Raw genomic sequence first — 24,419 nt, 5'->3', positions numbered from 1 at the left:
AGACACGACGACCCGATTGGACGGTGCGGCAACGCACAACACTGACAAATCAGGATTAGGACTGCTGAATGGTTGATACCAAGACCCCTGGCGACAAGAAGCTGAGCGTTCCGAGCAAGACGCTATCGCTCAAGCCGCGCGTCGAAACGGGCACTGTGCGCCAAAGCTTCAGCCATGGCCGCAGCAAGCAGGTCGTGGTCGAGAAGCGCGGCAAGCGCCGGATCGACGGCACTCCCGAGCCGCAGGCTGCCGAGGTCGCGAAGCCCGCGCCGGCTGCTCCCGCTGCGGCGCCGCGTCCCGCTCCGAAAGCTGCTCCGCCCCGCAACGCCGGTTCCGGCGTGGTGCTCCGCACGCTCACAGAGGACGAGCGGTCGGCCCGCGCCAGCGCGCTGGCGGACGCCAAGCTGCGTGAAGTCGAGGAGCGCCGCCAGGCCGAGGAAGAGGCCCAGCGCCGCGCTGTCCGCGAGGCCGCCGAACGTGCCGAGCGCGAGGCCGCCGAAGCCCGTCGCAAGGCCGAGGAAGAGCGCCATCGCCATGAGGACGAGGCCAAGCGGAAGGCCGAGACCGAGGCCAAGAAGCGCTTTGGGGAAGGCGAGCAGCCTGCTGTCGCGCGCCCGGCAACGGCAGCTCCGGCGACCAGCGCTCCGCGTTCCGCGCCGAGCACGGCGCGACCTGCGGCGACCACCACTGCACGTCCGACAACGACCCCGCAGCGGCCGGCGGGCCCTGCAGGGCGCGCTCCCGCAATTGCGGCCGGCCCTGACGAGGACGACGGTCCGCGCCAGATCCGTCGCGGTCCCGGCGGCGCCGCGCGTCCTGCGGCAGCCCCCAAGACCACCCACAAGCCCGGCCCGCAGAAAGAGCGCGGTCGCCTGACGGTCGTCACGGCGCTCAATGCCGACGAGGTCCGCGAGCGGTCGATCGCGTCGTTCCGCCGCCGCACGCAGCGCCTGAAGGGCCACGCCTCGAACGAGCCGAAGGAGAAGCTGATCCGCGAAGTGACGATCCCGGAAGCGATCACCATCCAGGAACTCGCCAACCGCATGTCCGAGCGCGCGGTCGACGTCATCCGCATGCTGATGAAGCAGGGCGCGATGCACAAGATCACCGACGTGATCGACGCCGACACCGCGCAGCTGATCGCCGAGGAGCTCGGCCACACCGTCAAGCGCGTTGCCGCGTCGGACGTCGAGGAAGGCCTGTTCGACACCGTTGACGATTCCACCGACACCGAGACGCGTTCGCCCGTCGTGACCGTGATGGGTCACGTCGACCACGGCAAGACGTCGCTGCTCGATGCGCTCCGCCACGCCAATGTCGTCTCCGGCGAGGCCGGCGGCATCACCCAGCACATCGGCGCCTACCAGGTGGTGTCGCCCGAAAGCGGCAAGAAGATCACCTTCATCGATACGCCCGGCCACGCCGCGTTCACCGCGATGCGCGCCCGCGGCGCCAAGGTCACCGACATCGTCGTGCTCGTGGTCGCGGCGGATGACGGCGTGATGCCGCAGACGGTCGAGGCCATCAACCACGCCAAGGCGGCGCGGGTGCCGATCATCGTGGCCATCAACAAGATCGACAAGCCCGATGCCAAGCCCGAGCGCGTGCGCACCGAGCTGCTCCAGCATGAGGTGCAGGTGGAGTCCTTCGGCGGCGAGGTCGTCGACGTCGAGGTATCCGCCAAGAACAAGACCAATCTCGACAAGCTGCTCGAGATGATCGCCCTCCAGGCCGAAATCCTAGACCTGAAGACCAATTCGCAGCGTCCGGCCGAAGGCACCGTGATCGAGGCCAAGCTCGACCGCGGCCGTGGTCCGGTCGCGACCGTGCTGGTGCAGCGCGGCACCCTTCGCGTCGGAGACATCATCGTCGCCGGCGCCGAAATGGGCCGTGTGCGCGCGCTGATCTCGGATCAGGGCGAGACGGTGCAGGAGGCCGGCCCCTCGGTGCCGGTCGAAGTGCTCGGCTTCAACGGTCCGCCCGAGGCCGGCGATCGTCTCGCGGTGGTCGAGAACGAAGCCCGCGCCCGTCAGGTCACCAGCTACCGTGCGCACCAGAAGCGTGAGAACGCGGCGGCCTCGATCTCGGGCATGCGCGGCTCGCTCGAGCAGATGATGTCGCAATTGAAGACGGCGGGCCGCAAGGAATTCCCGCTGATCGTCAAGGCCGACGTGCAGGGCTCGCTGGAAGCGATCCTCGGCTCGCTGGAGAAGCTCGGTACCGACGAAGTGGCGGCCCGTATTCTGCATGCCGGCGTCGGCGGCATCTCGGAATCCGACGTGACGCTGGCCGAAGGCTTCAACGCCGCGATCATCGGCTTCTCGGTCCGTGCCAACAAGGAGGCCGCTGCGGCCGCCAAGCGCAACGGCATCGAGATCCGCTACTACAACATCATCTACGACCTCGTGGACGACGTGAAGAAGGCGATGAGCGGCCTGCTCGCGCCGACCTTGCGCGAAACCATGCTGGGCAATGCCGAGATCCTGGAGATCTTCAACATCTCCAAGGTCGGCAAGGTCGCCGGCTGCCGCGTCACCGACGGCACTGTGGAACGCGGCGCCAATGTGCGCCTGATCCGCGACAACGTTGTGGTGCACGAAGGCAAGCTGTCGACGCTCAAGCGCTTCAAGGACGAAGTGAAGGAAGTCCAGTCCGGTCAGGAATGCGGCATGGCCTTCGAAAACTATCACGACATGCGTGCCGGTGACGTGATCGAGTGTTATCGCGTGGAGACGATCCAGCGCTCCCTGTAAGTCCAAATCTTACCGAAGCGTTCGGACCTTTTTGAACTGAAATTGCGGGAGTGCGATGGCCGGATTATTCCGGCCATCCACCCCTCTTCGTTTCAACAGGACAAATGACGATGCCCGCGCTCCAGGCACGGGCATGACGAGGTGATTTTCGAGAATGCCACGCCATCATCAGAAGAAGAGTTCCGCAGCCGGCGGAGGCTCGCAACGTCAGTTGCGCGTGGGCGAGCAGGTTCGCCACGCGATGGCCGATATTCTGGCGCAAGGCAACGTGCATGATGCGGATCTCGAAGGTCACATCATCACCGTGCCGGAGGTGCGGATGTCGCCCGACCTGAAGCTCGCGACGGTCTACGTGATGCCGCTCGGCGGCCGCGACACCGAGATCGTGATCGCTGCGCTCGAGCGCAACAAGAAGTTCCTGCGTGGCGAAGTCGCGCGACGCGTTAACCTGAAATTTGCACCTGACATTCGCTTCCGCGTCGACGAACGATTCGACGAAGCGGAACGGATCGAGAAGCTTTTGCGAACACCTGCGGTGCAGAAGGACCTGGAACAGAATCCGGCTTCGGATCGGGAAGAAGAGCAATGACGATGGACCCCGCTCACGGCACGATCGACAGCAACGAGGCCGATCAGCGCGATGTGCAGACGAATGATTTCGCGGATTCGGGAAGCAACGCGCGGCCGCCTCAGGAGCCGCGCCGCGTCAACAACGATCCACGCGCCAAGCAGCAGAAGGGCAACCAGGTTCGCCGCGACCGCCGCGACGTCCATGGCTGGGTCGTGCTCGACAAGCCGATCGGCATGACGTCGACGCAGGCCGTTGCCGTGCTCAAGCGCCTGTTCAACGCCAAGCGCGCCGGCCATGCCGGCACGCTCGATCCGCTCGCCTCGGGCGGGTTGCCGATCGCCCTCGGGGAAGCCACCAAGACCGTTCCCTTCGTCATGGACGGCCGCAAGCGCTACCAGTTCACCGTCTGCTGGGGCGAGGAGCGCGATACCGACGACATCGAGGGCCGGGTGACCGCGACCTCCGACCAGCGTCCGACCCGGGAGGCGATTCTCGCCCTCCTGCCCCGCTTCACCGGGGTGATCGAGCAGATCCCGCCGCGCTATTCCGCAATCAAGGTGCAGGGCGAGCGGGCCTATGACCTTGCCCGCGACGGCGAGGTCGTGGAACTGGCCCCCCGTCCGGTCGAGATTCACCACTTAACCCTTGTGGATCAACCGGATAACGACCGTGCCGTGTTCGAGGCCGAATGCGGCAAGGGCACCTATGTGCGGGCGCTGGCCCGCGACATGGGCCGAATTCTCGGCACTTTCGGCCATATTTGCGCGCTGCGGCGCACCCTGGTCGGCCCATTTGGCGAAAACGACATGATTCCGCTGGATCAGTTGGAGGCTTTGTGCGATAGAGCCGCGTCCGGCGAGGGCAGCCTCGCCGACGCGCTTTTGCCCGTTGAGACCGCGCTGGACGACATCCCGGCACTGGCCGTCACTCGGGCTGATGCGGCAAGGCTCCATCGGGGTCAGGCCGTTTTGTTGCGCGGACGGGATGCGCCCACTTGTAGCGGCACAGTCTATGTCACGGTGGCAGGCCGTCTTTTGGCGCTTGCTGAAGTTGGCAATGGCGAAATCATCCCCAAGCGTGTGTTCAACCTGACCGGCCTGACTGCCAGTGCCGGTCGCAACGAGAGAAACTGACGATGTCGATTGCCGCAGAACGCAAAGCGGAAGTCATCAAGACGAATGCCACCAAGGCCGGCGACACCGGCTCGCCCGAGGTTCAGGTCGCGATCCTTTCGGAACGCATCAACAACCTCACCAATCATTTCAAGACCCACGTGAAGGACAACCATTCGCGTCGCGGGCTCTTGAAGCTGGTCTCCACCCGCCGCTCGCTCCTCGACTACCTCAAGAAGAAGGACGAGGCGCGGTACAAGGCGCTGCTCGAAAAGCACAATATTCGCCGTTAATGTTTATGCGCGCGCCACTGGCGCGCGTTTTCGCGTGTGGTTTCGAACGAAAGCGCTTCCTTAAAGGTTTTTTGATCGAAGCTGCGTGCGCGTCGGATGCGATCCGTTGACGGATCTGCATCCGGGCATGAAGAGCGAACACCGCGGTTCGGTGCTCGCGTTCGTGCCGACTGACAGTCCAGCAGCAATCCGGCGGCTGGGCACAACGGGCAAGGCGCCCGTATGACCCGAAAGGATGGACGCCATCCGAAATCCAAAAACCATGGCAGGATCGCAGGACGCTGATCATCCGCTCCGATCAGCGTCCCGCAATCTTGCGCATGGTTTTTGTTTTTCGAAGCGTCCCTTCTTTCGAGAACCCATGAAAGAAGACCTCTATGTTCAATAAGCATTCAGTCGAGATCGACTGGGGCGGACGCCCACTCAAGCTCGAAACCGGCAAGATCGCCCGCCAGGCCGACGGCGCCGTCGTCGCCACCTATGGCGAGACCGTGGTGCTCGCCACCGTCGTCGCGGCGAAGGCGCCGCGCGAAGGTGTCGACTTCCTGCCCCTCACCGTCGACTATCAGGAAAAGACCTACGCCGCGGGCCGCATTCCCGGCGGCTATTTCAAGCGCGAGGGCCGTCCGACCGAGAAGGAGACGCTGGTCTCCCGCCTGATCGACCGTCCGATCCGTCCGCTGTTCGTCGACGGCTGGCGCAACGAGACCCAGGTGATCGCCACGGTGCTGTCGCACGACATGGAAAACGACCCTGACATCGTCGCGCTGGTGGCTTCGTCGGCGGCGCTGACCTTGTCGGGTGCTCCGTTCAAGGGCCCGATCGGCGCAGCCCGCGTCGGCTTCGTCAATGACGAATATGTGCTCAATCCGACGCTCGACGAGATGGTCGACACCCAGCTCGACCTCGTCGTCGCCGGCACCGCCGACGCCGTGCTGATGGTGGAATCGGAGGCCAAGGAGCTGAACGAAGACATCATGCTCGGCGCAGTGATGTTCGGCCACCGTCACTTCCAGCCGGTCATCAACGCCATCATCGAGCTCGCCGAGAAGGCCGCGAAGGAGCCGCGCGAAGTCACCGTGATCGACAATGCCGCGCTCGAGAAGGAAATGCTCGGCATCGTCGAGCAGGAGCTGCGCGCCGCCTACGCCATTCCGATCAAGCAGGAACGCTACGCCGCGGTCGGCAAGGTCAAGGAAAAGGTGATCGCCCATTACTTCCCGGAAGGGCAGGAGCCGAAATACGACAAGCTGCGCATCGCAGCCGTGTTCAAGGAACTGGAAGCCAAGATCGTTCGCTGGAACATCCTCGACACCGGCAAGCGCATCGACGGCCGCGACAGCAAGACCGTGCGCAACATCGTCGCCGAAGTCGGCGTGCTGCCGCGCGCCCACGGCTCGGCGCTGTTCACCCGCGGCGAGACCCAGGCGATGGTCGTGACCACGCTCGGTACCGGCGAGGACGAGCAATATATCGACGCGCTGTCGGGAACGTACAAAGAGACGTTCCTGCTGCACTACAATTTCCCGCCCTACTCGGTCGGCGAGACCGGCCGCCTCGGCGGCACCAAGCGCCGCGAGATCGGCCACGGCAAGCTGGCCTGGCGCGCGATCCATCCGGTGCTGCCGCCGCACCATGAATTCCCCTACACGGTGCGCGTGGTCTCGGAGATCACCGAGTCGAACGGCTCCTCGTCGATGGCCTCGGTCTGCGGCGCCTCGCTGGCACTGATGGATGCGGGCGTGCCGTTGAAGCGGCCGACGGCGGGCATCGCGATGGGCCTGATCCTCGAAGACAAGCGCTTTGCGGTTCTCTCGGACATCCTCGGTGACGAGGACCATCTCGGCGACATGGACTTCAAGGTCGCCGGCACGGAAGCGGGCATCACCTCGCTCCAGATGGACATCAAGATCGAGGGCATCACCGAAGAGATCATGCGCGTCGCCCTTGGCCAGGCCAAGGAAGGCCGCATCCACATCCTCGGGGAGATGGCCAAGGCCCTCACCAATGCTCGCGCCGAGCTCGGCGAGTACGCGCCGCGCATCGAGACCTTCAAGATCCCGACCGACAAGATCCGCGAAGTGATCGGCACCGGCGGCAAGGTGATCCGCGAGATCGTCGAGAAGACCGGAGCCAAGGTCAACATCGAGGACGACGGCACCGTGAAGGTCGCCTCCAGCGACGGCGAAGCCATGAAGGCCGCGATCAAGTGGATCAAGTCGATCGCGTCCGAGCCGGAAGTCGGCCAGATCTATGACGGCACGGTCGTCAAGGTCATGGAGTTCGGCGCGTTCGTGAACTTCTTCGGCTCGAAGGACGGCCTCGTCCACATCAGCCAGCTCGCGGCGAACCGCGTGCAGAAGACCTCCGACGTCGTCAAGGAAGGCGACAAGGTCAAGGTCAAGCTGCTCGGCTTCGACGACCGCGGCAAGACCCGCCTGTCGATGAAGGTGGTCGATCAGACCACGGGCGAAGACCTCGAGGCCAAGGAGAAGGCCGCCGAGGGCGAGAAGGCCCCGCGCGAAGCAGCGGGCGAGTAGCTCTCGGAACATCTGAACACCAAGGGCGGCCGAGGGGCCGCCCTTTTCATTTGTCGACCGTGAGGATTCCTGCTTTCAGCTCGGATTGAGCAGCGGCCGGACGAAGAGATTGGCAGGCTCGGCGTTGTCGGCATCGCCGTGCTTGAACCAGAGGTAGTTTGCGACCATGCGGTCCTCGGCCTTGAGATGGTCGATGACAGGCTCGATGGCGGCCGCCATGGGGATTGCAGGAGCAGCGCCTTCGCATGGGTGCGACCTGGCCTCGGCGGCCGAGGGCGCCGGATGGGGCACACAATGATCATGTCGTCTGGCTCGACAGGAAGGCGACGAAGGCATGCGCGAGCGATGTCCCGGGAACTTCCGCCTGTAGACCTACCTGCAGACTCTTGTAGAATTCGGCATCCTCGAGCTCGATGCTGACGAGCGAGCCGAACGCGACATCCTCGGAGACGGAATAGGCGAGGACGATCGAAATGCCGAGGTTGGCCTTCACGGCCTCCTTGACGGCAGCGGTGCTACCGAGCTGCATCCCCTTCATCAGTCGGTCGACGTCCTTTCCGAGGAAGTCGCGGATGATCCGACCTGTGCCGGTACCGGTCTCTCCGCCCAGCATTGGAAAGTCCAGCAGTCTCTGCCTTGGCACCCGACGTTCGCTCGCGAGCGGATGATCGGGACTGACAATAACGACGAGCTTCTCGCGTCGCCAGGCGTGCCAACGCACGTTGCCGTGCGGCTCCGACCATTCAGTCAACGCCACGTCTGCCTCGCCGCTAAGCAGCGAATCGATGGTCTCTCGATTGGTGCCGATCTTCAGTGCAATCTCGGCATCGTCGGCGTGTACCGTGTTGAATCCGGTCAGCAGGCGCGGGGCCAGATACACGCCGATGTTGCTGCTCGCGGCCACGGTGAACCGCCGTTGCCGCAGGCGATCGCGTGCGCGGCCTGCTGAAGCGACGAGTGCCCGCGCATGCGGCAGGAACATCTCGCCATCGCGGGTTAGAATCGAGCGCGATTTGTTGCGTGCGATCAGCTGCACGCCAAGGAATTCTTCAAGCTTGCGGACCTGCAACGAGATCGTCGGCTGCGAATAGTCGAGCCGTTCTGCCGCGGTCTGGAAGCTGCCCTCGTCGACGACCGCAAGGAACGATTGGACCTGGGAAAGGTTTAGCATGGCTCCACCATCGTGAACTCTCGCCTCGCCGGACGATTGATGGCGCCGCGCGGCGTTCTGCCGTCGGCGAGTTCGATGATGTTGAGCGCGGCCTCTAACTCGATGGCGCGACGCACATCGGCTACCGCCGAACCAAGGTGCGGCGTGAACAAAGTGAGGTCCGTCAGCCCTAGCAGCGCGGGGTCGATCTCGCGCGGCCGGTCCGGGATCGCCCAGTCCTCAAGCTCGAAGACGTCCGCCGCGTAGCCTCCGAGCGTGCCTGTCTTCAGCGCCTCTGCGACGTCCCGCTCGCAAACGAGAGACCCGCGCGCAATATTCACCAGATAAGCGCCGCGCTTGAAGGTGGCGAGACGGGACGTATCGATCAGATGATGCGTGGCCGGCGTCAGAGGCAATGCAAGCATCACGATGTCGGAGCGACTGACCATGACGTCGAGCGGAGCAAAAGTGCAGCCGAGCCTTCGTTCTTCCGTGACCGTCAGAGGCGTCGCGTCAGCGTAGAGGATTGTTGCATCAAATCCTGACAAGCGCTGCGCTATTGCGCGGCCGACCAGCCCCATGCCCACGATTCCGATGGTCGCGCCGGTGAGCGTGCCGCCGTACAAGATCGGCCGCCAGCCGGAGAAATGTCCGGTTCGGATCAGCCGGTCGCCCGCGGCGACTTTGCGGACGAGACCGATGGCGAGGCCGACGGCAAGCTCCGCACTCGGCGCGGTCAGGTGATTGGGGACGATCGCCAGCCAGACGCCGCATCGTGTGCAGGCCTCGACATCGAAATTATCGAATCCCTTCAGCGCGCCGGCCACGATCCTCAGGTTCGGCGCGGCATCGAGCAATTCGGCATCGATCGTGTCGGTCATGAAGGCCAGCATGGCGTCGGCCGATCGCAGCCGGGCGCTGATCTCCTGACGGGTCCATGGCTCAGGCCGGTCGTTGCAGATCAGATCGAATCTCGACGCCAGCAGATTGCGGGTGTCATCGTGAACCATTCCGGTGATCAGGACGGTGCGGATCGGAGAAGGCGCGTGCATGGCGACTTTTTGCCCAAGGTTTGAAATCAAAGATGTATTATGAAAATTTATCAAATTCGCAATACATAGGTCATGTCTCGCTCCTGATTTTTCACACGTCGCGTGTTGCGGGATGCTAATAGGCGCACAAGAGTTGTGGCCCGCGTATCATTCGTCAGTCTTGGTCGTCAAGGCCATGTATTATTATTTCAAATGTCATTCTCTTGTCATCGACTTTGCTAATTAATCCTCTTCGCCGCTCACGGATGAGAGGGGCTGCCCAACAAGAGGATCTGTTCGATGATTACGCGACGTTATTTCGGGGGGCTCGCTGCCGCAGGCGTCGGCGCAGCCGCTTTCGGGCTTTCACAGCCGGGACGAGCCCAAGAGAGGCGCGGCGGCAAGATTCATCTGCGCTGCGCCATCGCGCCATTGCGGCCGACCCCCGCCATCACGGTCAAGGAGTTCGAGCCCGTCTTCGCCCATGTGGCGAACGAGATCGGCGCCACCTATTCACTGGTTTCACCCGAAAGCTGGGCGGCAATCTCCGTCGCAATGTCGAACGGTCATATCGATCTCGGCTGGCTGGGCCCCTGGGGCTACGTTCTCGCTCATCACCGTTCCGGCGTCGAAGTCGTCGCAACCGCCAAGTACCGCGGCAAGCCGATCTACCACGCGATCGTCGAGGGTCGTCCCGGCCTGCCGATCAAACGTTTCCCGCAGGATGCCAAGGGCCTGAAACTCTCGTTGAGTGACCAGGGCAACACGTCGGGTTGGCTCATCCCTTATGCGCATCTCTTGAAAGAGGGCGTGGACCCGCGCAGCTTCTTCCAGCTGCGCGAAGGCGCGACGTTCGGCAACAACGTGATGATGATCCAGCAGGGTCTGGTCGATCTCGGCTCCAACATGGACCGCGGCCGCTACGGCATGATCGAGGCCGGCGAGATGGATCCGAACAAGGTGCAGGTCTATTGGACGTCGGATCCTCTGCCGAACGACGCTATCTGCGTGCCGAAGGGCTTCGATCCGACCCTCAAAACCCGCATTCGCGACATCATGGTCGGACTCAGCGAAGACAAGGCGCAATCATTGATGGGCAGTGGATACAACGGCTTCGTTGCCGCAACCCACGCCGACTACAAGATCATTGAGGATGCTGGCCAGATCACCGGCAAGCTCAAGGTCTGATCCATGCGCGGGGCACGCCTTCGCGTGCCCCGCCTTTGTCCACCACAATCGGAGTAGAGCCGTGAGGATGACCTCCTACACGGCGGGCCGGCGATATATCGAGCCGCACCCGTCGCCGTTCGTCGTATCGCGCTTGGCGCGCGCCGCGGGTTTCACGTTGCTCCTTGTCTTTCTCGCGGCGACGTTCATGTCGGTCGACATCGATATCACAAGGCTGATCACCGGCCTGCCGAAGGTTGCCGGCTGGTTCGGCCAGATGTTTCCTCCCGACTTCAGCGAGATCGACCGCATTCTGCGTGATGCATTCCAGACGCTTGCGATGGCGACCGTCGGAACGGTCTTGGCATTGGTCGTGGCCGGCGCGCTTGCGCCGCTCGCGGCCCGCAACACGACACCGCATCCTGTCGTCTACCGCGCGGTTCGCGCCGTGTTTTCGCTGCTCCGTGGCACCGAAATCCTGGTATTCGCCTTGATCTTTGTCGCTGCCGTGGGTTTCGGTCCGTTCACCGGCGTCCTCGCCATCGCGTTCAATATGACGGGTGCGCTAGGCAAGCTGCTGACCGAAGTCATCGAGCCCGCTGATCCCGGACCGATCGAGGCCATCAAGCTCACGGGCGCTGGACCGGTCAAGACGTTCCGATATGCGCTCCTTCCCGACGTGTTTCCGAACATCGTCGCGGTGATCCTCTACATCTGGGAATTCAACGTCCGCGCCTCGACGGTGCTCGGCATCGTTGGCGCCGGCGGTATCGGCCAGACCCTGAAAGACTCGATCGATCTCCTCGATTTCCCGAAGCTGCTCACGGTTCTCGGTGTGATCCTGATTATGGTGGTTGCCATCGACACCCTGAGTGGCTGGCTGCGCCGCATGGTGCTCAGTCCCGAGAGTGCCCGCGCCCGGCCGCTGCCGGTCGCCCGTCGCGTCGAACAAGCCTGAGGAGGCTGCATCATGAATACCCTGGTGAAGGTCGACGCTTCGGCGAGACCGGTCGCGATCGCACCGGTACGTCGAGCGATCCGCGTCGACAGCGTATGTAAGCGTTTCGGCGAGCGCCAGATCTTGGATCAGGTGAGCTTCGACGTCGGCGAGGGAGAATTCGTGGTACTGCTTGGTCCGAGCGGTTGCGGCAAGTCGACCCTGTTCCGCTGCCTGACGCGGCTGATCGAACCCGATTCGGGGCATGTTCTCATCGACGGTGTCGAGGTCACGACGTTGACGCGGCGGCAGCTTATTCAATTCCGCCGCCAGATCGGCTTCGTATTCCAGCAATTCAACCTGGTGAAGCGGCTAAAGGCGATCGACAATGTGCTGGCCGCACGGCTCGCGTCCACCCCTTTGTGGCGGGCGTTGCTCCGCCGCTTCAGCGCTGAGGATCGCCAGCTTGCGCTCGCCTGTCTCGACAGTGTCGGGCTGCTCGACCAGGCTTACCAGCGTGCGGAGCGCCTGTCGGGAGGCCAGCAGCAACGGGTGGCGTTCGCGCGCGCGCTTGCCCAGCAAGGCGACGTCATCCTCGCCGATGAGCCGATCTCCAGTCTCGATCCGGAATCGGCCGAGAACGTGCTGCAGATCATGCAGCACAGTGCCATGGAGCATGGAATCACGGTGCTGTGCAGCCTTCACCAGGTCGACCTGGCAGTGCGCTACGCCAACCGCATCATTGCCCTCAAGGCGGGGCGGGTTTTCTTCGATGGCCCGCCTTCCGAATTCGGACGTGACGTCCGCGATCGGCTCTACGCATATTGATTCCGACTGCGGATACCTGGGCATGACTGAGCCAACCGTGATGCTGCGCATCGACGATCACATGGTCGACGCCTCCGTTGGAACAAGCTTGCTTGAGGCGGCGCGGCGCTGTGGCATCATCATTCCGTCCGTCTGCGTGTGTGGCCGCGAAGGCTATGAGGCCGAGGCCTCCTGTCGTTTCTGCCTGGTCGAGATCGAAGGCGAGAACAAGCTCGCGCCCGCCTGCCGCCGCGAGGTCGCCGAAGGTCTCGTCGTGCGCACGTCGAGCGAACGTGCGCTGCAGGCGCGCAGGGTGGTCGCGGAGCTGACGCTGTCTGAACAAGGGGCGGGTGCGTTGCGGCCCGGCTCTCGTCTCGCCGAGGCGCTCGCCCAGATTGGTGTCGGCGCAACGCGCTTTGGCCATCGGCCGGCGATCGAGCCGACAGTGCCGCCGCATCCAGCGATCGTCGTCGACTTCGACGCTTGCATCCGCTGCGGCCTGTGCCGCACAGCATGTCAGGATGTTCAGGTGAACGGCGTCATCGGGATGAGCGGCCGGGGGAACGGCGCCCGGATCGTGTTCGATGCCGACGTGTCTCTGAGCGCCAGTTCCTGCGTGGCCTGCGGGGAGTGCGCCCAGGTCTGTCCGACCGGCGCGCTGGCAACGGTCTCGTCCGAGCCGGCCGTCGCGAGGTCGGTGCCGGCGACCACGGCAGACACGATCTGTCCGTTCTGCAGCGTCGGCTGTCGCGTGGAATTGACGGTTTCATGTGACCGCGTCGTGCAGGCGGCTGGCGCCGACGGTCCGGCCAACCATGGGCGGCTATGCGTCAAGGGACGCTTCGGGTTCGACTTCCTGCACCATCCCGATCGTCTCAAAGTGCCGCTGATCCGGCGTGACGACGCACCCAAGCGCGCGATGCCGGTGCCCGGCCCCGCCGCGGTGACCGAATTCTTCCGTCCGGCTTCGTGGGATGAGGCGCTCGATCGCGCTGCGGCGGGGCTCAGAGCCGTTGCCGAACGGCACGGCACCGATGCACTCGCCGTGCTTGGCTCTGCCAAGACCACCAATGAGGACGCCTATATTCTGCAAAAGATGGCGCGGTCGGTGCTCGGCACGCAGCATATCGATCATTGCACGCGCCTGTGCGCGTCCGTGCCGCCACTCGGCGAGGCGATCGGTTATTCGGCGGTGACGGCACCGATCGAGGAGATCGAACACGCCGATGTCGCGCTGATGGTCGGGTCAAATCCGGAGGTCAACCATCCGGTCGCCGCGACCATCATGAAGAATGCCGTGCATCGCGGCACCAAGTTGATCCTGGTCGATCCGTATCACCAGCCGTTCGCGCGCCACGCCACTCATTTCCTCGCCCTCCGACCGGGCTCAGACGTCGCGCTCTTGTCTGCAATGCTCCACGTGGTGATTGCAGAAGGGCTCTACGACCGTGATTTCGTCCGCGACCGAATCCACGGCTTCGATGACCTCGCTGCGCGCGTGCGCGGGATGACGCCGAGCCTCGCCGAGCGGCTCACCGGCGTCGATGCCGGCCGGATTGCCGCGGCGGCACGTCTGTTTGCGACCGCCGACCGCGCGATGTGCTTCTGGGGCATGGGCGCGTCGCAGCATGTGCACGGTGCGGATAACATCCGCTGCGTTATCGCGCTGGCGTTGATCTGCGGCCATGTCGGCAAGCCCGGCTCCGGCCTACACCCGCTGCGGGGCCAGAACAACGTTCAGGGATCTTGCGACGCGGGCCTGATTCCGTCGTCATTTCCCGGCTATGCGTCGGTCGGCGATCCACAGGCACGGACGAGGCTGTCGAAATTGTGGGGCGCTGATCTGCCGGCGTCGCCGGGGCTCACGCAGGTCGAGATTCTGGAAGCCGCGCATGCCGGAAGGATTCGCGGGCTTTATGTGGCCGGAGGCAATCCAGCCATGGCCAATCCCGATCTGACACGGACCCGAGAGGCGCTGGCGCGGCTCGACCATCTCGTCGTCCAGGACATTTTCCCAACCGAGACGGCGGCCTTCGCAGACGTGATCTTGCCGGCCACGGCGCTCGCCGAGCGGAGCGGCTCGGTCACCAACACCGACAGGGTCGTACAACTGCTTGCCCCCGCGGTTCCAGCGCCCGGAGATGCACGTCCTGATTGGTGGATCACCTCCACGCTGGCGAAGCACCTCGGTGCACCATGGCGCCACGATCGTCTCTCCGAGCTGTTCGACGAAATGGCGGCCGTAGTACCGATGCTGGCGGGCACGAGCTGGTCGATGCTGGAACGCGAGAAGGCAATCGCGCTGCCGCTTGGGCACGCTCGAAGCCTGTTCGCCGAACGCTTTCCGACCCCAAGCGGGCGCGGCCGTCTCGTCGCGCTCCAGGGGCGAGGCCCTGCGGAAGAGCCGGACGCGGACTATCCACTGACCCTGGTAACCGGCCGGCTCCTTGAACACTGGCATACGGGCTCGATGACGCGTCGCGCGCCAGTGCTGGACGCTCTCGCGCCGGAACCGGTCGTCAACGTCGCACCCGACGTCTTCGACTCCCTTGGACTTGAGTATGCCGCACGTGTCCGCGTCGTAACCCGGCGGGGTGGCGTCAGTGTCGCGCCGCGCCTCGACACCGGCTTGCAGGCGGGCGTGATCTGGATGCCATTCGCCTATTTCGAGGCCGCGGCCAACGACTTGACGAATTCGGCACTCGACGCGACCACGCGGGTGCCGGAGTACAAGTATTGCGCCGCGCGGATCATCGCCGAGCCAGAAGGCTGACGGCCGAAAGCTGGGCAAAGGTCGTGCCGGCGCACATCGGTTCGAGATGCCCGACCGGCAATTGAATGCGTGATCCGCAGCAAACCCGCGCCGGCCATGTGGGGAGAAGCCGATCGTACACCACACGCCACCCACGTCTTGCAGCCACGCTGCGTCACGCGTGTATCTGATCTTCGCAGACGTGCGCACAAGTCCATTTGGCGCTTCGTTCCTTCAGGCGCGCTGCTCTTCGCCGCTCCCCAGCGGGAAGAGCTCGATCCGAGAAGAAAATCGGGTGAGGGGCTTGGTCCCACCAGAGATTGGAGCCCCTCACCCGGCGCTGCTCACCGACCTCTCCCTATGGGAGAGGCGAACCTGAGCCTCACGCCGCGAGATCGTAGCGGTCGAGGTTCATCACCTTGGTCCAGGCCTTGGCGAAGTCCTTGACGAACTTCTCCTTGGAGTCGGAGGCCGCGTAGACTTCGGCGAAGGCGCGGAGCTGGGAGTGGGCGCCGAAGATCAGGTCGACGCGCGTGCCGGTCCACTTCACCGCGTTGGTCTTGCGGTCGCGTCCCTCATAGCTGCCGTCCGCCGCGGGCGTCCACTGCGTGCTCATGTCGAGAAGGTTGACGAAGAAGTCGTTGCTGAGCGTTCCCACCTTGCTGGTGAGCACGCCGTGCTTCGAACCGTTCGCGTTGGCGCCGAGCACACGCAGGCCGCCGACCAGCACCGTCATCTCAGGACCGGTCAGTCTCAGCAGCTGGGCACGATCGACGAGAGCTTCCTCCTGCTGCATGAACTGATGCCGTTTGCCGATGTAGTTGCGGAAACCATCGGCCCGCGGCTCCAGCGGCGCAAAGGAGGCCGCATCCGTCTGCTCCTGCGAGGCATCCATGCGGCCCGGCGTGAAGCCGACCTTCACGTCGACGCCGGCGTCCTTGGCAGCCTTCTCGACTGCGGCGGTGCCGCCGAGCACGATCAGGTCCGCCAGCGAGACCTTCTTCGCGCCGGATGACGCGTTGAAGTCCTTCTGGATCGCTTCGAGCTTGCCGAGCACCTTGGAGAGCTGGGCCGGCTCGTTCACCTCCCAGTCCTTCTGCGGGGCAAGGCGGATGCGCGCACCATTGGCGCCGCCGCGCTTGTCCGAGCCGCGGAACGTCGAAGCCGACGCCCAGGCGGTCGAGACCAGCTCCGGCACCGTGAGGCCCGAGGCCAGGATCTTCGACTTGAGAGCAGCGATGTCCTGCTCGCCGACCAGCTCATGATCCACTGCGGGAATCGGATCCTGCCAGATCAACGTCTCTTTCGGCACGAGCGGTCCCAGATAGCGATGGATCGGGCCCATGTCGCGGTGGGTGAGCTTGAACCAGGCGCGGGCGAAAGCGTCCGCGAACTGATCCGGGTGCTCCAGGAAACGCCGCGAGATTTTCTCGTAGGCGGGATCGAAGCGCAGGGAGAGGTCGGTCGTGAGCATGGTCGGGACATGCTTCTTCGACGGGTCGAACGCATCCGGGATGGACGGCTCGGCGTTCTTCGCCCTCCACTGCTGTGCGCCGGCCGGGCTCTTCGTCAGCTCCCATTCGTACTTGAACAGGTTCTCGAAGAAGTGATTGCTCCACTTGGTCGGCGTCTGCGACCAGGTCACCTCGAGGCCGCTGGTGATGGAATCGCCACCCAGTCCCGACGCGTGCTTGCTCTTCCAGCCGAGGCCCTGATCCTCGAGCGCACCGGCTTCCGGCTCCGGACCGACCAGCGACGGATCGCCCGCGCCGTGGGTCTTGCCGAAGGTGTGGCCGCCCGCGATCAGCGCGACGGTTTCCTCATCGTTCATCGCCATGCGGAAGAAGGTCTCGCGGATGTCCTTCGCCGCGGCGACGGGATCCGGCTTGCCGTTCGGGCCTTCCGGATTGACATAGATGAGGCCCATCTGCACGGCGCCGAGCGGCTCGGAGAGCTGGCGTTCTCCGCTGTAGCGTTCATCGCCCAGCCAGGTGCCTTCGGGTCCCCAATAGAGCTCTTCCGGCTCCCAGACGTCGACGCGGCCGCCGGCGAAACCAAAGGTCTTGAAGCCCATCGATTCCAGCGCGACGTTGCCGGCGAGCACCATCAGGTCGGCCCAGGAGATCTTGCGGCCATATTTCTGCTTGATCGGCCACAGCAGACGGCGCGCCTTGTCGAGGTTGGCGTTGTCGGGCCAGCTGTTGAGGGGTGCGAAACGCTGCTGACCCGCACCGGCGCCACCGCGACCGTCGGTCGTGCGGTACGTGCCCGCGCTGTGCCAGGCCATGCGGATCATGAGGCCACCGTAATGACCGAAATCGGCGGGCCACCATTCCTGCGAATTCGTCATCAACGCGGTCAGGTCCTTGATGACCGCGTTGAGGTCGAGCGACTTGAATTCCTTGGCATAGTTGAAATCCTCGTCCATCGGATCGGATTTCTCGGAGTTCTTGTGCAGCACCTCGATATCGAGCTGCGTCGGCCACCAATCGCGGTTTGAGCGCGTGCGTTTTCCGCCCGAAAACGGGCACTTCGAAGTGTCGTCCATGAATACCTCCTCTGGTGGGCGTCGAACTCGCGCCTTTGACCAGGTAGAACCACTCTAAGCGCGAGGTTCGATCAGGTAAAGTTGACTTTGGTGATCGCTGCGATAGGATTTTCTGATGCTCAACGTGACGCTACGCCAGCTCCGGTACTTCGATGCGCTGGCCCGTCATGGTCACTTCGGCCGCGCGGCCGAGGCCTGCTCGATCTCGCAGCCGGCCCTGTCGATGCAGATCAAGGAGCTGGAGGAGACCCTTGGCGGCCTGCTGCTGGAGCGCAGCGCGCGCCAGGTGGCGCTGACCCGGTTCGGCGAGGAGCTCGCCCAGCGCGTCCGCGACATTCTGCGCTCGGTCGACGAGCTCGGCGATTTCGCCCGCGCCTCGCAGGACCGCTTCGCCGGCCGCCTGCGCATCGGCATGATCCCGACCATCGCGCCCTATCTGCTGCCGACCATCACCAAGAATCTCACGCGCATGCACCCGGAGCTCGACATCCGCGTGCGCGAGACGATGACCCCGCGGCTGATCCAGGAGCTGGTGGAGGGCCGCCTCGACACCGCCATCGTGGCGCTGCCGGTGTCGGAGCCCTCGCTCACCGAGGTCGCCCTGTTCGAGGAGAAATTCCTGCTGGTGCGGCCAAGCGCGGATGAAGGCACACCGGCGCCGTCACGCGAGATGATGCGCGAGATGCGGCTTCTGCTGCTCGAGGAGGGGCACTGCTTCCGCGACCAGGCGCTCTCCTTCTGCAACATGCAGTCGGCGCCGCCGCGCGAGATGCTGGATGCGAACTCGCTGTCCACGCTGGTGCAGATGGTCAGCGCCGGGATCGGCGTCACGTTGATCCCGGAGATGGCGGTGCCGGTCGAGACGCGATCGGCCTCGGTCTCGCTGGCGCGCTTCCGCGACCCAGAACCCTCGCGCACCATCGGCATGGTCTGGCGCAAGACCAGTCCGCTGGCGCGGCAGCTGCTGCAGATCTCCGAGGTGGTGTGCCTGTCGGCCGGCAAGGTTCGGGCTGGTCACAGCGTGCGCAGCTCGCGAAGTTAACAGATCAAGGGAAACACCTCATGATCAAGCTATACTGGTCGCCCCGTTCGCGCTCGTTCACGACGCTCTGGCTGATGGAGGAGAGCGGCCTGCCTTACGAGCGCGTGCTGACCGACATTTCGACGGGAGCGCAGAAGGCGCCGGACTTTCTCAAGATCAATCCGATGGGGAAGGTGCCGGCGCTGACCGACGGCGATGCCGCGCTCGGGGAAGCCGCGGCGATCTGCGCCTACATCGCCGACCGCTATCCCGAAACCAAGCTGGCGCCTGCCGTGACCGATCCGCGCCGCGCGCGCTATCTGCAATGGCTGTTCTTCTCACCGGGCTGCATCGAGCCCGCGATCATCCAGATCTTCACCAAGATCGAGATCCCGACCTCGACCGCGGCGTGGGGCAGCGCGACGCAGGTGTTCGACGTGCTGGAAGCCGCGCTCGAGAAGGGACCGTGGATTCTCGGCGACGAATTCTCCGCAGCCGACATCGCAATCGGCTCGGGCCTGAATTTTGCGGTACGCCTGTTCAAGATGGTGCCGTCGCGGCCGGCCTTCGACGCTTATCTCGCGCGCTGCATGGCGCGGCCGGCGTTCCAGCGCGCGGAGAAGATCGCGGCCGGTTGAGACGACGCGCTCAAAGCTTGATCTTGAGAACTGCAAGCCCGGACTGCTGGAGCAGCCCGGAAGACGTGGCCGCAACGCCGTAGCGGATGCCGAGATCAAGGCCTTTGCCGTCGGCGGCGGCCAGGCCCAGCGCGGTCGAGTAGATCCAGGGCGACAACGCAAGACCGTTGGTGACGAACGCTTCGCCGCCGCCGGCAAAGGCCGACTTGATCTGAAGTCCCTGATTCAGCGTGTTGTAACCGATGCCGACATCGCCTGTGAGATACACCTGCTTCGCGACCCTGTAGGCGCTCTTCAGTCCTGCCGTCAGCGTCAGCTCACGATAGATCTGCGAATCCACGTTGAGGCTGAAGCCGCCGGCGCCGCCCTCCTGATAGGCCGGCGAGCGAAGCTGCCCATAATCCAGCCGCAGCGACGGCGCGACCGTCAGGTCCGGCTTGATCGGCATCAGCTTGCGGACGCCAACGCCCGCGTGACCGCCATACGATCGATAGCCGGCGCCGGCCTTGCCGTTGATGAAGGTGAGCGACCGGCTCTCGCCATTGTCGTTCAACGCGCCATCGAGCTGGCCATCGACCTGAACGCCCCGACCGAGAGCATAGGCGCCGTAAAGCCCCGCCTGATAGGAATCTACGGCCAGCCTGTTCGGAACGGCATCCTCGCTTCCGGCGATGCTTTGATGCGAGTAGGCGAACACGCCGCCGAGCCTCGCGCGCGCGGAGATCATCGCGTCTGCACCGACGGCGATGCCGCCGCCGGAGGCGTGATAGCCGGGGACGCCATCGACACTGCCCTGCCGGAGGGCACCGCCGAGCGGCTTCATCCAGAAGTTCCGCTCGCGTGTCGCGGCCCCATTCAGCCCGAACACATCATCCAATCGCCCCGTCATCGCCTGTTGGAAGGCGCGCTGCGTGGCATAAGTCGCCTGCGATGCAGCTCCCGTCAGAACAGGCAGGGTCTGGTTGATCGCGTTGACGAGACCGGAACCGCCGAGATTGTCGAGCGCGGTGAAACCGGTCGCCATGCTGCCGGTCCAGCCGAGCGGCGTCGCAGACAGGCGATACAGCATGTCGGCTGCGCCCCAGCCGACGCGGCTATTCTGGGCCTGGAGCGTTTCGGCGTAGGGCCGCACCAGTGAGAGATAGGCGACGCCGCCGGTCGGATTGCCCGATAGATCGTAGGTGCTGACGAGCATCTGCGCGCCCGATGCATTGCCGCTGGCCGCGCCATAGAGACTTGCGAGCGTGCCGCGCGAGAGCGTGTTGAAGAGAACGCTGCCCTCGGGCGTCACCGAGCCCAGCAGGGTGAAATTGGCGGCGCTGCTCCCAGCCGGCGCGATGCCTGCCCCCCAGAAATATCCGTTCTTGTAGTCGGTGATGACGAAACGCCCGGGAGCCGACGTACCGAACAAGGAGTTGCTGGAAATCCGCCAGGGCGTTCCGGCCGTCCACTCCCATTGCGGCACGGAGTTGGCGGGAACGGGCTGCGAAGCGGGCGGGGTGAAGGTCGCGGGATCGTAAGGAAGCATGTATGCCCAATGCGTCACGAGCACGCTGTCGCCCGTGATCATCTGCATCTCCATCGAGGTCACGCCGCCAACCGTCCGCATGTGGCCGAGGCCCACGGTCACTGTGCCGCCGGAAGTCGGCGTGAACAGCATCGTGATCTGGCCCGCGGTGTTTACGAATCCTTGGATCGTGGACGTGTCGGTCAGAAGCGCGGGCCCGATCTTGAGCTGTGCCACGCTCGTGCCGGTGAAGGAGCCGTTGGTCGCGCTCGCGAGCGACCACAGGGTCTGGTCGCCGATCGGGATGGGATTGGAAAAACCGGTTCTCGGTGCAGCATAGGCGAGCAGTTGCGCAGTCGGAACATACCAGTTCGTGTTGGAAAGGGTCGAATCCCACACCGTCGACTGGGCAAGGGCACGAGAGCCTCCACAGAGCAGCATCGCGCCGGCAACGAACGCCAGCGCGCTCGCGCGGCACATCGCATGCACCATCGGAACGATCACTCCTCCCCAACCGCAGAGGGTACGACCCCGCTGCGCCATCTGGGAGCAGGATGCATGATTCTATCGCCGAGTCAGCCCCATGATCGTGGGGCGGGAGAAAACGACGCGGCGTTTGACCATTGCCAGCGCGTGGTGGGGATGGTTCGAAGGGGTGCGCCTTTCGGCGCTGTTCGCGCTACTCCGACGCCTTCAAATCGTCCGGCCTCGGCATCAGGACGATGTTGTAGCCGGAATCCACGTAATGGATCTCGCCGGTGACGCCGCCGGAAAGGTCCGACAGCAGATACAGCGCCGAGCCGCCGAGGTCGTCGAGCGTAACGCCACGGCGGAGCGGCGAATGCTTCTGCATGAAGGCGAACATCGCACGCGCCTCGCCGATACCGGAGCCCGCGAGCGTCCGGATCGGGCCTGCGGAGATCGCGTTGACGCGGATGCCGCGCGGTCCGAAATCGGCAGCGAGGTAGCGCACCGAGGCTTCCAGCGCCGCCTTGGCCACGCCCATCACGTTGTAATTCGGCATCGCGCGCTCCGACGCGCCGAAGGTCAGCGTGATCATGCTGCCGCCTTCCGTCATCAGCTCGGCGGCGCGTTTTGCCACCTCCGTAAAAGAGAAGCAGGAGATCACCATCGTGCGCGAAAAATTCTCGCGGCTGGTGTCCGCGTAGCGGCCTTTGAGCTCGTTCTTGTCGGCAAAGCCGATCGCATGGATGACGAAGTCGAGGCGCCCCCATTTCTCGCGAAGCGCAGCGAAGGTGGCATCGACACTGGCGATGTCCTCGACGTCGCAAGGCAGAACCAGATCGACGCCGAGCTGCTCGGCCAGCGGCTTGACGCGCTTGCCGAGAGCCTCGCCCTGAAAGGTGAAGGCCAGCTCGGCGCCATGGGCATGCAACGTCCTCGCCATGCCCCAGGCGATCGAGTGATCATTGGCGATGCCCATGATCAGACCGCGCTTGCCTTTCATCAATCCGTCCATGTCGCGATTACTCTCCGCTGTCCGTCATGCCCGGGCTCGTCCCGGGCATCCACGTTCTTCCGGCACCAATAGCAAAGACGTGGATGGCCGGACATCATTCGCGAAGACGCGCTTCGCGCTTTTGCCCGGCCATGACGAAAAACTACCGGCGCGTCCGCAAGGACGTCACACGTCCAGCCGGCTGAACACCAGCGTGGCGTTGGTGCCGCCGAAGCCGAAGGAGTTCGACAGCACGGTGCCGATCTTGACGTTGTCGATGCGCTTGCGCACGATCGGCATGTCGGCGAACACGGGATCGAGCTCCTGGATGTGCGCGCTCTCGCAGATGAAACCGTTGTTCATCATCAGCAGGGAATAAATCGCTTCCTGCACGCCGGTGGCGCCCAGCGAGTGGCCGGTCAGGGCCTTGGTCGCCGAGATTGGCGGGCACTTCTCGCCGACGCCGAACACCTTCCGGATCGCCTCGATCTCCGGCGGATCGCCGGCCGGCGTCGAGGTCGCATGCGGATTGATGTAGTCGACCTTGGTCTTCACCGTCGACATCGCCATGCGCATGCAGCGCTCGGCGCCTTCGCCCGACGGCGCCACCATGTCGTGGCCGTCCGAGGTCGCGCCATAGCCGACGATCTCGCCGTAAATGCGCGCGCCGCGCGCCTTGGCATGTTCGAGCTCTTCCAGCACCAGGACGCCGGCGCCGCCGGCGATGACGAAGCCGTCGCGGTTGACGTCGTAGGGACGCGAGGCCGTGGCCGGCGTGTCGTTGTACCTCGAGGACATCGCACCCATGGCGTCGAACAGCACCGAGAGCGTCCAGTCCAGTTCCTCGCAGCCGCCGGCGAAGATGACGTCCTGCTTGCCGATCTGGATCGTCTCATAGGCGTTGCCGACGCAATGGTTCGACGTCGCGCAGGCCGAGGAAATCGAATAGTTCACGCCCTTGATCTTGAACCAGGTCGCGAGCGTCGCGGAGGCCGTGGAGGACATCGCCTTCGGCACCGCAAACGGGCCGACGCGCTTCGGACCCTTGGAGCGGGTGATGTCGGCAGCCTCGACGATGGTGCGCGCCGAGGGACCGCCGGAGCCCATGATGATGCCGGTGCGGATGTTGGAGACTTCGTCAGGCGAGAGGCCGGAGTCCTGGATCGCCTGCTCCATCGCGATGTGATTCCACGCCGCACCCTGGCCCAGGAAACGCATTGCACGGCGATCGACAACCGTCGAAGGATCGAGCGTCGGCTCACCTTGCACCTGCGAACGGAAGCCGAGCTCGGCATATTTTTCAGCCCGCGAAATGCCAGACTTCGCCTCGTGAAGGCTCGCAAGCACTTCCTGGGTGTTGTTTCCGATGGACGAGACGATGCCCATTCCGGTGACCACAACCCGCCTCATGACAGCCTCGCCCTGCTCGTTGTCTTCTTGCTCGTTGTCTCGTGGTGATGCGCTCAGCCCAGGCTCGTGCCCTGCTTGAACAGGCCGACCTTCAGGTCCTTGGCGCGATAAATAATCTGGCCGTCGACCGAAAGCCACCCGTCGGCGATACCGAGCACGAGCTTTGAACGCATCACGCGTTTGATATCGACGTTGTACACAACCTTGCGAGCCTCGGTCAGCACCTGTCCCCCGAACTTCAGCTCGCTCAGGCCGAGCGCCCGGCCCCGGCCTTCGCCGCCGACCCAGCCGAGATAGAAGCCGACCATTTGCCACAATGCGTCGAGGCCGAGGCAGCCGGGCATCACCGGGTCGTTCTTGAAATGGCAGGCAAAGAACCAAAGGTCGGGCTTTACGTCGAGCTCGGCGCGCACGAGGCCCTTGCCGAACTCGCCGCCATCGTCGGTGATTTCCGTGATGCGGTCGAACATCAGCATCGGCGGCAGCGGCAGCTGGGCATTGCCCGGGCCAAACATCTCGCCGCGGGCACAGGCCAGCAGATCTTCGTATTCATAACCGTTGCGCCTGTTCAGCATTCACGAGCCTCTGTTCAAATGCCGATTGAGCGGCGTTTCCTGGCGAAATGGGCCCCGTTCGATCGAAGAGCAACGCTAACTGCCACCGTCAGGCGCAACTCCCGCAAGCCCCGGATGACCCCAGCCTTCATACTCGGCTGCGTCAGAG

19 protein-coding genes are annotated in these 24,419 nt (G+C 64.3%); 11 read left to right on the top strand and 8 right to left on the bottom strand.

Annotated elements, in window-relative coordinates; all coding sequences use genetic code 11:
- Window positions 1-68: 68 nt before the first annotated feature.
- The 5 genes from infB (at window position 69) to pnp (ending at window position 7,269) form a co-directional block, all read left to right on the top strand.
- Complete coding sequence (gene infB / locus K408_RS0112015; protein ID WP_024338554.1) at window positions 69-2,753, top strand: translation initiation factor IF-2; 2,685 nt, start codon at window positions 69-71, stop codon at window positions 2,751-2,753.
- Between the two features lie 154 nt (window positions 2,754-2,907).
- Window positions 2,908-3,342, top strand: coding sequence for a 30S ribosome-binding factor RbfA (gene rbfA / locus K408_RS0112010; protein WP_024338555.1), 435 nt, complete (start codon window positions 2,908-2,910; stop codon window positions 3,340-3,342).
- The gene (truB, locus tag K408_RS0112005; protein ID WP_024338556.1) at window positions 3,339-4,457 is read left to right on the top strand and encodes a tRNA pseudouridine(55) synthase TruB; all 1,119 of its coding nucleotides are present in this window, start codon (window positions 3,339-3,341) and stop codon (window positions 4,455-4,457) included. The genes rbfA and truB overlap by 4 nt, the downstream gene beginning before the upstream one ends.
- Before the next feature lie 2 nt (window positions 4,458-4,459).
- A complete protein-coding gene (gene rpsO, locus K408_RS0112000; protein ID WP_008540131.1) occupies window positions 4,460-4,729 on the top strand; it encodes a 30S ribosomal protein S15 in 270 nt (89 codons plus the stop codon).
- Between the two features lie 377 nt (window positions 4,730-5,106).
- Window positions 5,107-7,269: a polyribonucleotide nucleotidyltransferase gene (pnp, locus tag K408_RS0111995; RefSeq protein WP_024338557.1), complete on the top strand. Its 2,163-nt coding sequence runs from the start codon at window positions 5,107-5,109 to the stop codon at window positions 7,267-7,269.
- A gap of 75 nt (window positions 7,270-7,344) precedes the next feature.
- On the opposite strand, the gene K408_RS42040 is transcribed toward pnp, so the two are convergent.
- The 3 genes from K408_RS42040 to K408_RS0111980 all read right to left on the bottom strand — a co-directional run bounded on the left by K408_RS42040 (window position 7,345) and on the right by K408_RS0111980 (window position 9,471).
- A complete protein-coding gene (locus tag K408_RS42040; protein ID WP_155248359.1) occupies window positions 7,345-7,488 on the bottom strand; it encodes a hypothetical protein in 144 nt (47 codons plus the stop codon).
- A gap of 79 nt (window positions 7,489-7,567) precedes the next feature.
- A complete protein-coding gene (locus tag K408_RS0111985; protein WP_024338558.1) occupies window positions 7,568-8,440 on the bottom strand; it encodes a LysR family transcriptional regulator in 873 nt (290 codons plus the stop codon).
- On the bottom strand, window positions 8,434-9,471 hold the full coding sequence (locus K408_RS0111980) for a phosphonate dehydrogenase (protein ID WP_035698018.1): 1,038 nt from the start codon (window positions 9,469-9,471) through the stop codon (window positions 8,434-8,436). Before K408_RS0111980 ends, K408_RS0111985 begins: the two co-directional genes overlap by 7 nt.
- Window positions 9,472-9,750: 279 nt before the next feature.
- Here K408_RS0111980 and K408_RS0111975 point away from each other — a divergent pair, with 279 nt between their 5' ends.
- From K408_RS0111975 to fdhF, 4 genes are all read left to right on the top strand, one after another.
- Window positions 9,751-10,638, top strand: coding sequence for a phosphate/phosphite/phosphonate ABC transporter substrate-binding protein (locus K408_RS0111975; protein ID WP_024338560.1), 888 nt, complete (start codon window positions 9,751-9,753; stop codon window positions 10,636-10,638).
- A gap of 67 nt (window positions 10,639-10,705) precedes the next feature.
- Complete coding sequence (gene phnE / locus K408_RS0111970) at window positions 10,706-11,575, top strand: phosphonate ABC transporter, permease protein PhnE (RefSeq protein ID WP_245265887.1); 870 nt, start codon at window positions 10,706-10,708, stop codon at window positions 11,573-11,575.
- A gap of 24 nt (window positions 11,576-11,599) precedes the next feature.
- Window positions 11,600-12,382, top strand: coding sequence for a phosphonate ABC transporter ATP-binding protein (phnC, locus tag K408_RS0111965; protein ID WP_245265888.1), 783 nt, complete (start codon window positions 11,600-11,602; stop codon window positions 12,380-12,382).
- 22 nt (window positions 12,383-12,404) lie between these two features.
- A complete protein-coding gene (fdhF, locus tag K408_RS37965) occupies window positions 12,405-15,134 on the top strand; it encodes a formate dehydrogenase subunit alpha (protein ID WP_029674010.1) in 2,730 nt (909 codons plus the stop codon).
- 361 nt (window positions 15,135-15,495) lie between these two features.
- Here the strand turns inward: fdhF and katG are convergent, their stop codons facing one another.
- Window positions 15,496-17,661: a catalase/peroxidase HPI gene (gene katG, locus K408_RS0111955; RefSeq protein WP_024338564.1), complete on the bottom strand. Its 2,166-nt coding sequence runs from the start codon at window positions 17,659-17,661 to the stop codon at window positions 15,496-15,498.
- Between the two features lie 115 nt (window positions 17,662-17,776).
- Here katG and K408_RS0111950 point away from each other — a divergent pair, with 115 nt between their 5' ends.
- Both K408_RS0111950 and K408_RS0111945 read left to right on the top strand, forming a co-directional pair.
- Window positions 17,777-18,703 carry a hydrogen peroxide-inducible genes activator gene (locus K408_RS0111950; RefSeq protein WP_024338565.1) on the top strand — a complete coding sequence of 309 codons (927 nt, stop codon included), beginning with the start codon at window positions 17,777-17,779 and terminating at the stop codon, window positions 18,701-18,703.
- A 20-nt stretch (window positions 18,704-18,723) separates the two neighbouring features.
- The gene (locus K408_RS0111945) at window positions 18,724-19,320 is read left to right on the top strand and encodes a glutathione S-transferase family protein (protein ID WP_024338566.1); all 597 of its coding nucleotides are present in this window, start codon (window positions 18,724-18,726) and stop codon (window positions 19,318-19,320) included.
- A gap of 10 nt (window positions 19,321-19,330) precedes the next feature.
- Here K408_RS0111945 and K408_RS40265 read toward each other — a convergent pair whose 3' ends face one another.
- The 4 genes from K408_RS40265 to fabA all read right to left on the bottom strand — a co-directional run bounded on the left by K408_RS40265 (window position 19,331) and on the right by fabA (window position 24,271).
- A complete protein-coding gene (locus tag K408_RS40265) occupies window positions 19,331-21,319 on the bottom strand; it encodes an autotransporter family protein (RefSeq protein ID WP_051160657.1) in 1,989 nt (662 codons plus the stop codon).
- A gap of 187 nt (window positions 21,320-21,506) precedes the next feature.
- Window positions 21,507-22,307 carry an enoyl-ACP reductase FabI gene (gene fabI, locus K408_RS0111935; RefSeq protein ID WP_024338568.1) on the bottom strand — a complete coding sequence of 267 codons (801 nt, stop codon included), beginning with the start codon at window positions 22,305-22,307 and terminating at the stop codon, window positions 21,507-21,509.
- Window positions 22,308-22,472: 165 nt separating this feature from the next.
- The gene (gene fabB, locus K408_RS0111930) at window positions 22,473-23,696 is read right to left on the bottom strand and encodes a beta-ketoacyl-ACP synthase I (protein ID WP_024338569.1); all 1,224 of its coding nucleotides are present in this window, start codon (window positions 23,694-23,696) and stop codon (window positions 22,473-22,475) included.
- A gap of 53 nt (window positions 23,697-23,749) precedes the next feature.
- Window positions 23,750-24,271, bottom strand: a complete 522-nt coding sequence (fabA, locus tag K408_RS0111925; RefSeq protein ID WP_024338570.1) for a 3-hydroxyacyl-[acyl-carrier-protein] dehydratase FabA — start codon at window positions 24,269-24,271, stop codon at window positions 23,750-23,752.
- Window positions 24,272-24,419 lie beyond the last annotated feature (148 nt).

The sequence above is a fragment of the Bradyrhizobium sp. in8p8 genome (genome assembly GCF_000426845.1).
GTDB classification, from domain to species: domain Bacteria; phylum Pseudomonadota; class Alphaproteobacteria; order Rhizobiales; family Xanthobacteraceae; genus Bradyrhizobium; species Bradyrhizobium japonicum_C.
Note: the sequence above shows the minus strand (reverse complement) of the source record. Positions and strands in the feature narration are given on the sequence as shown.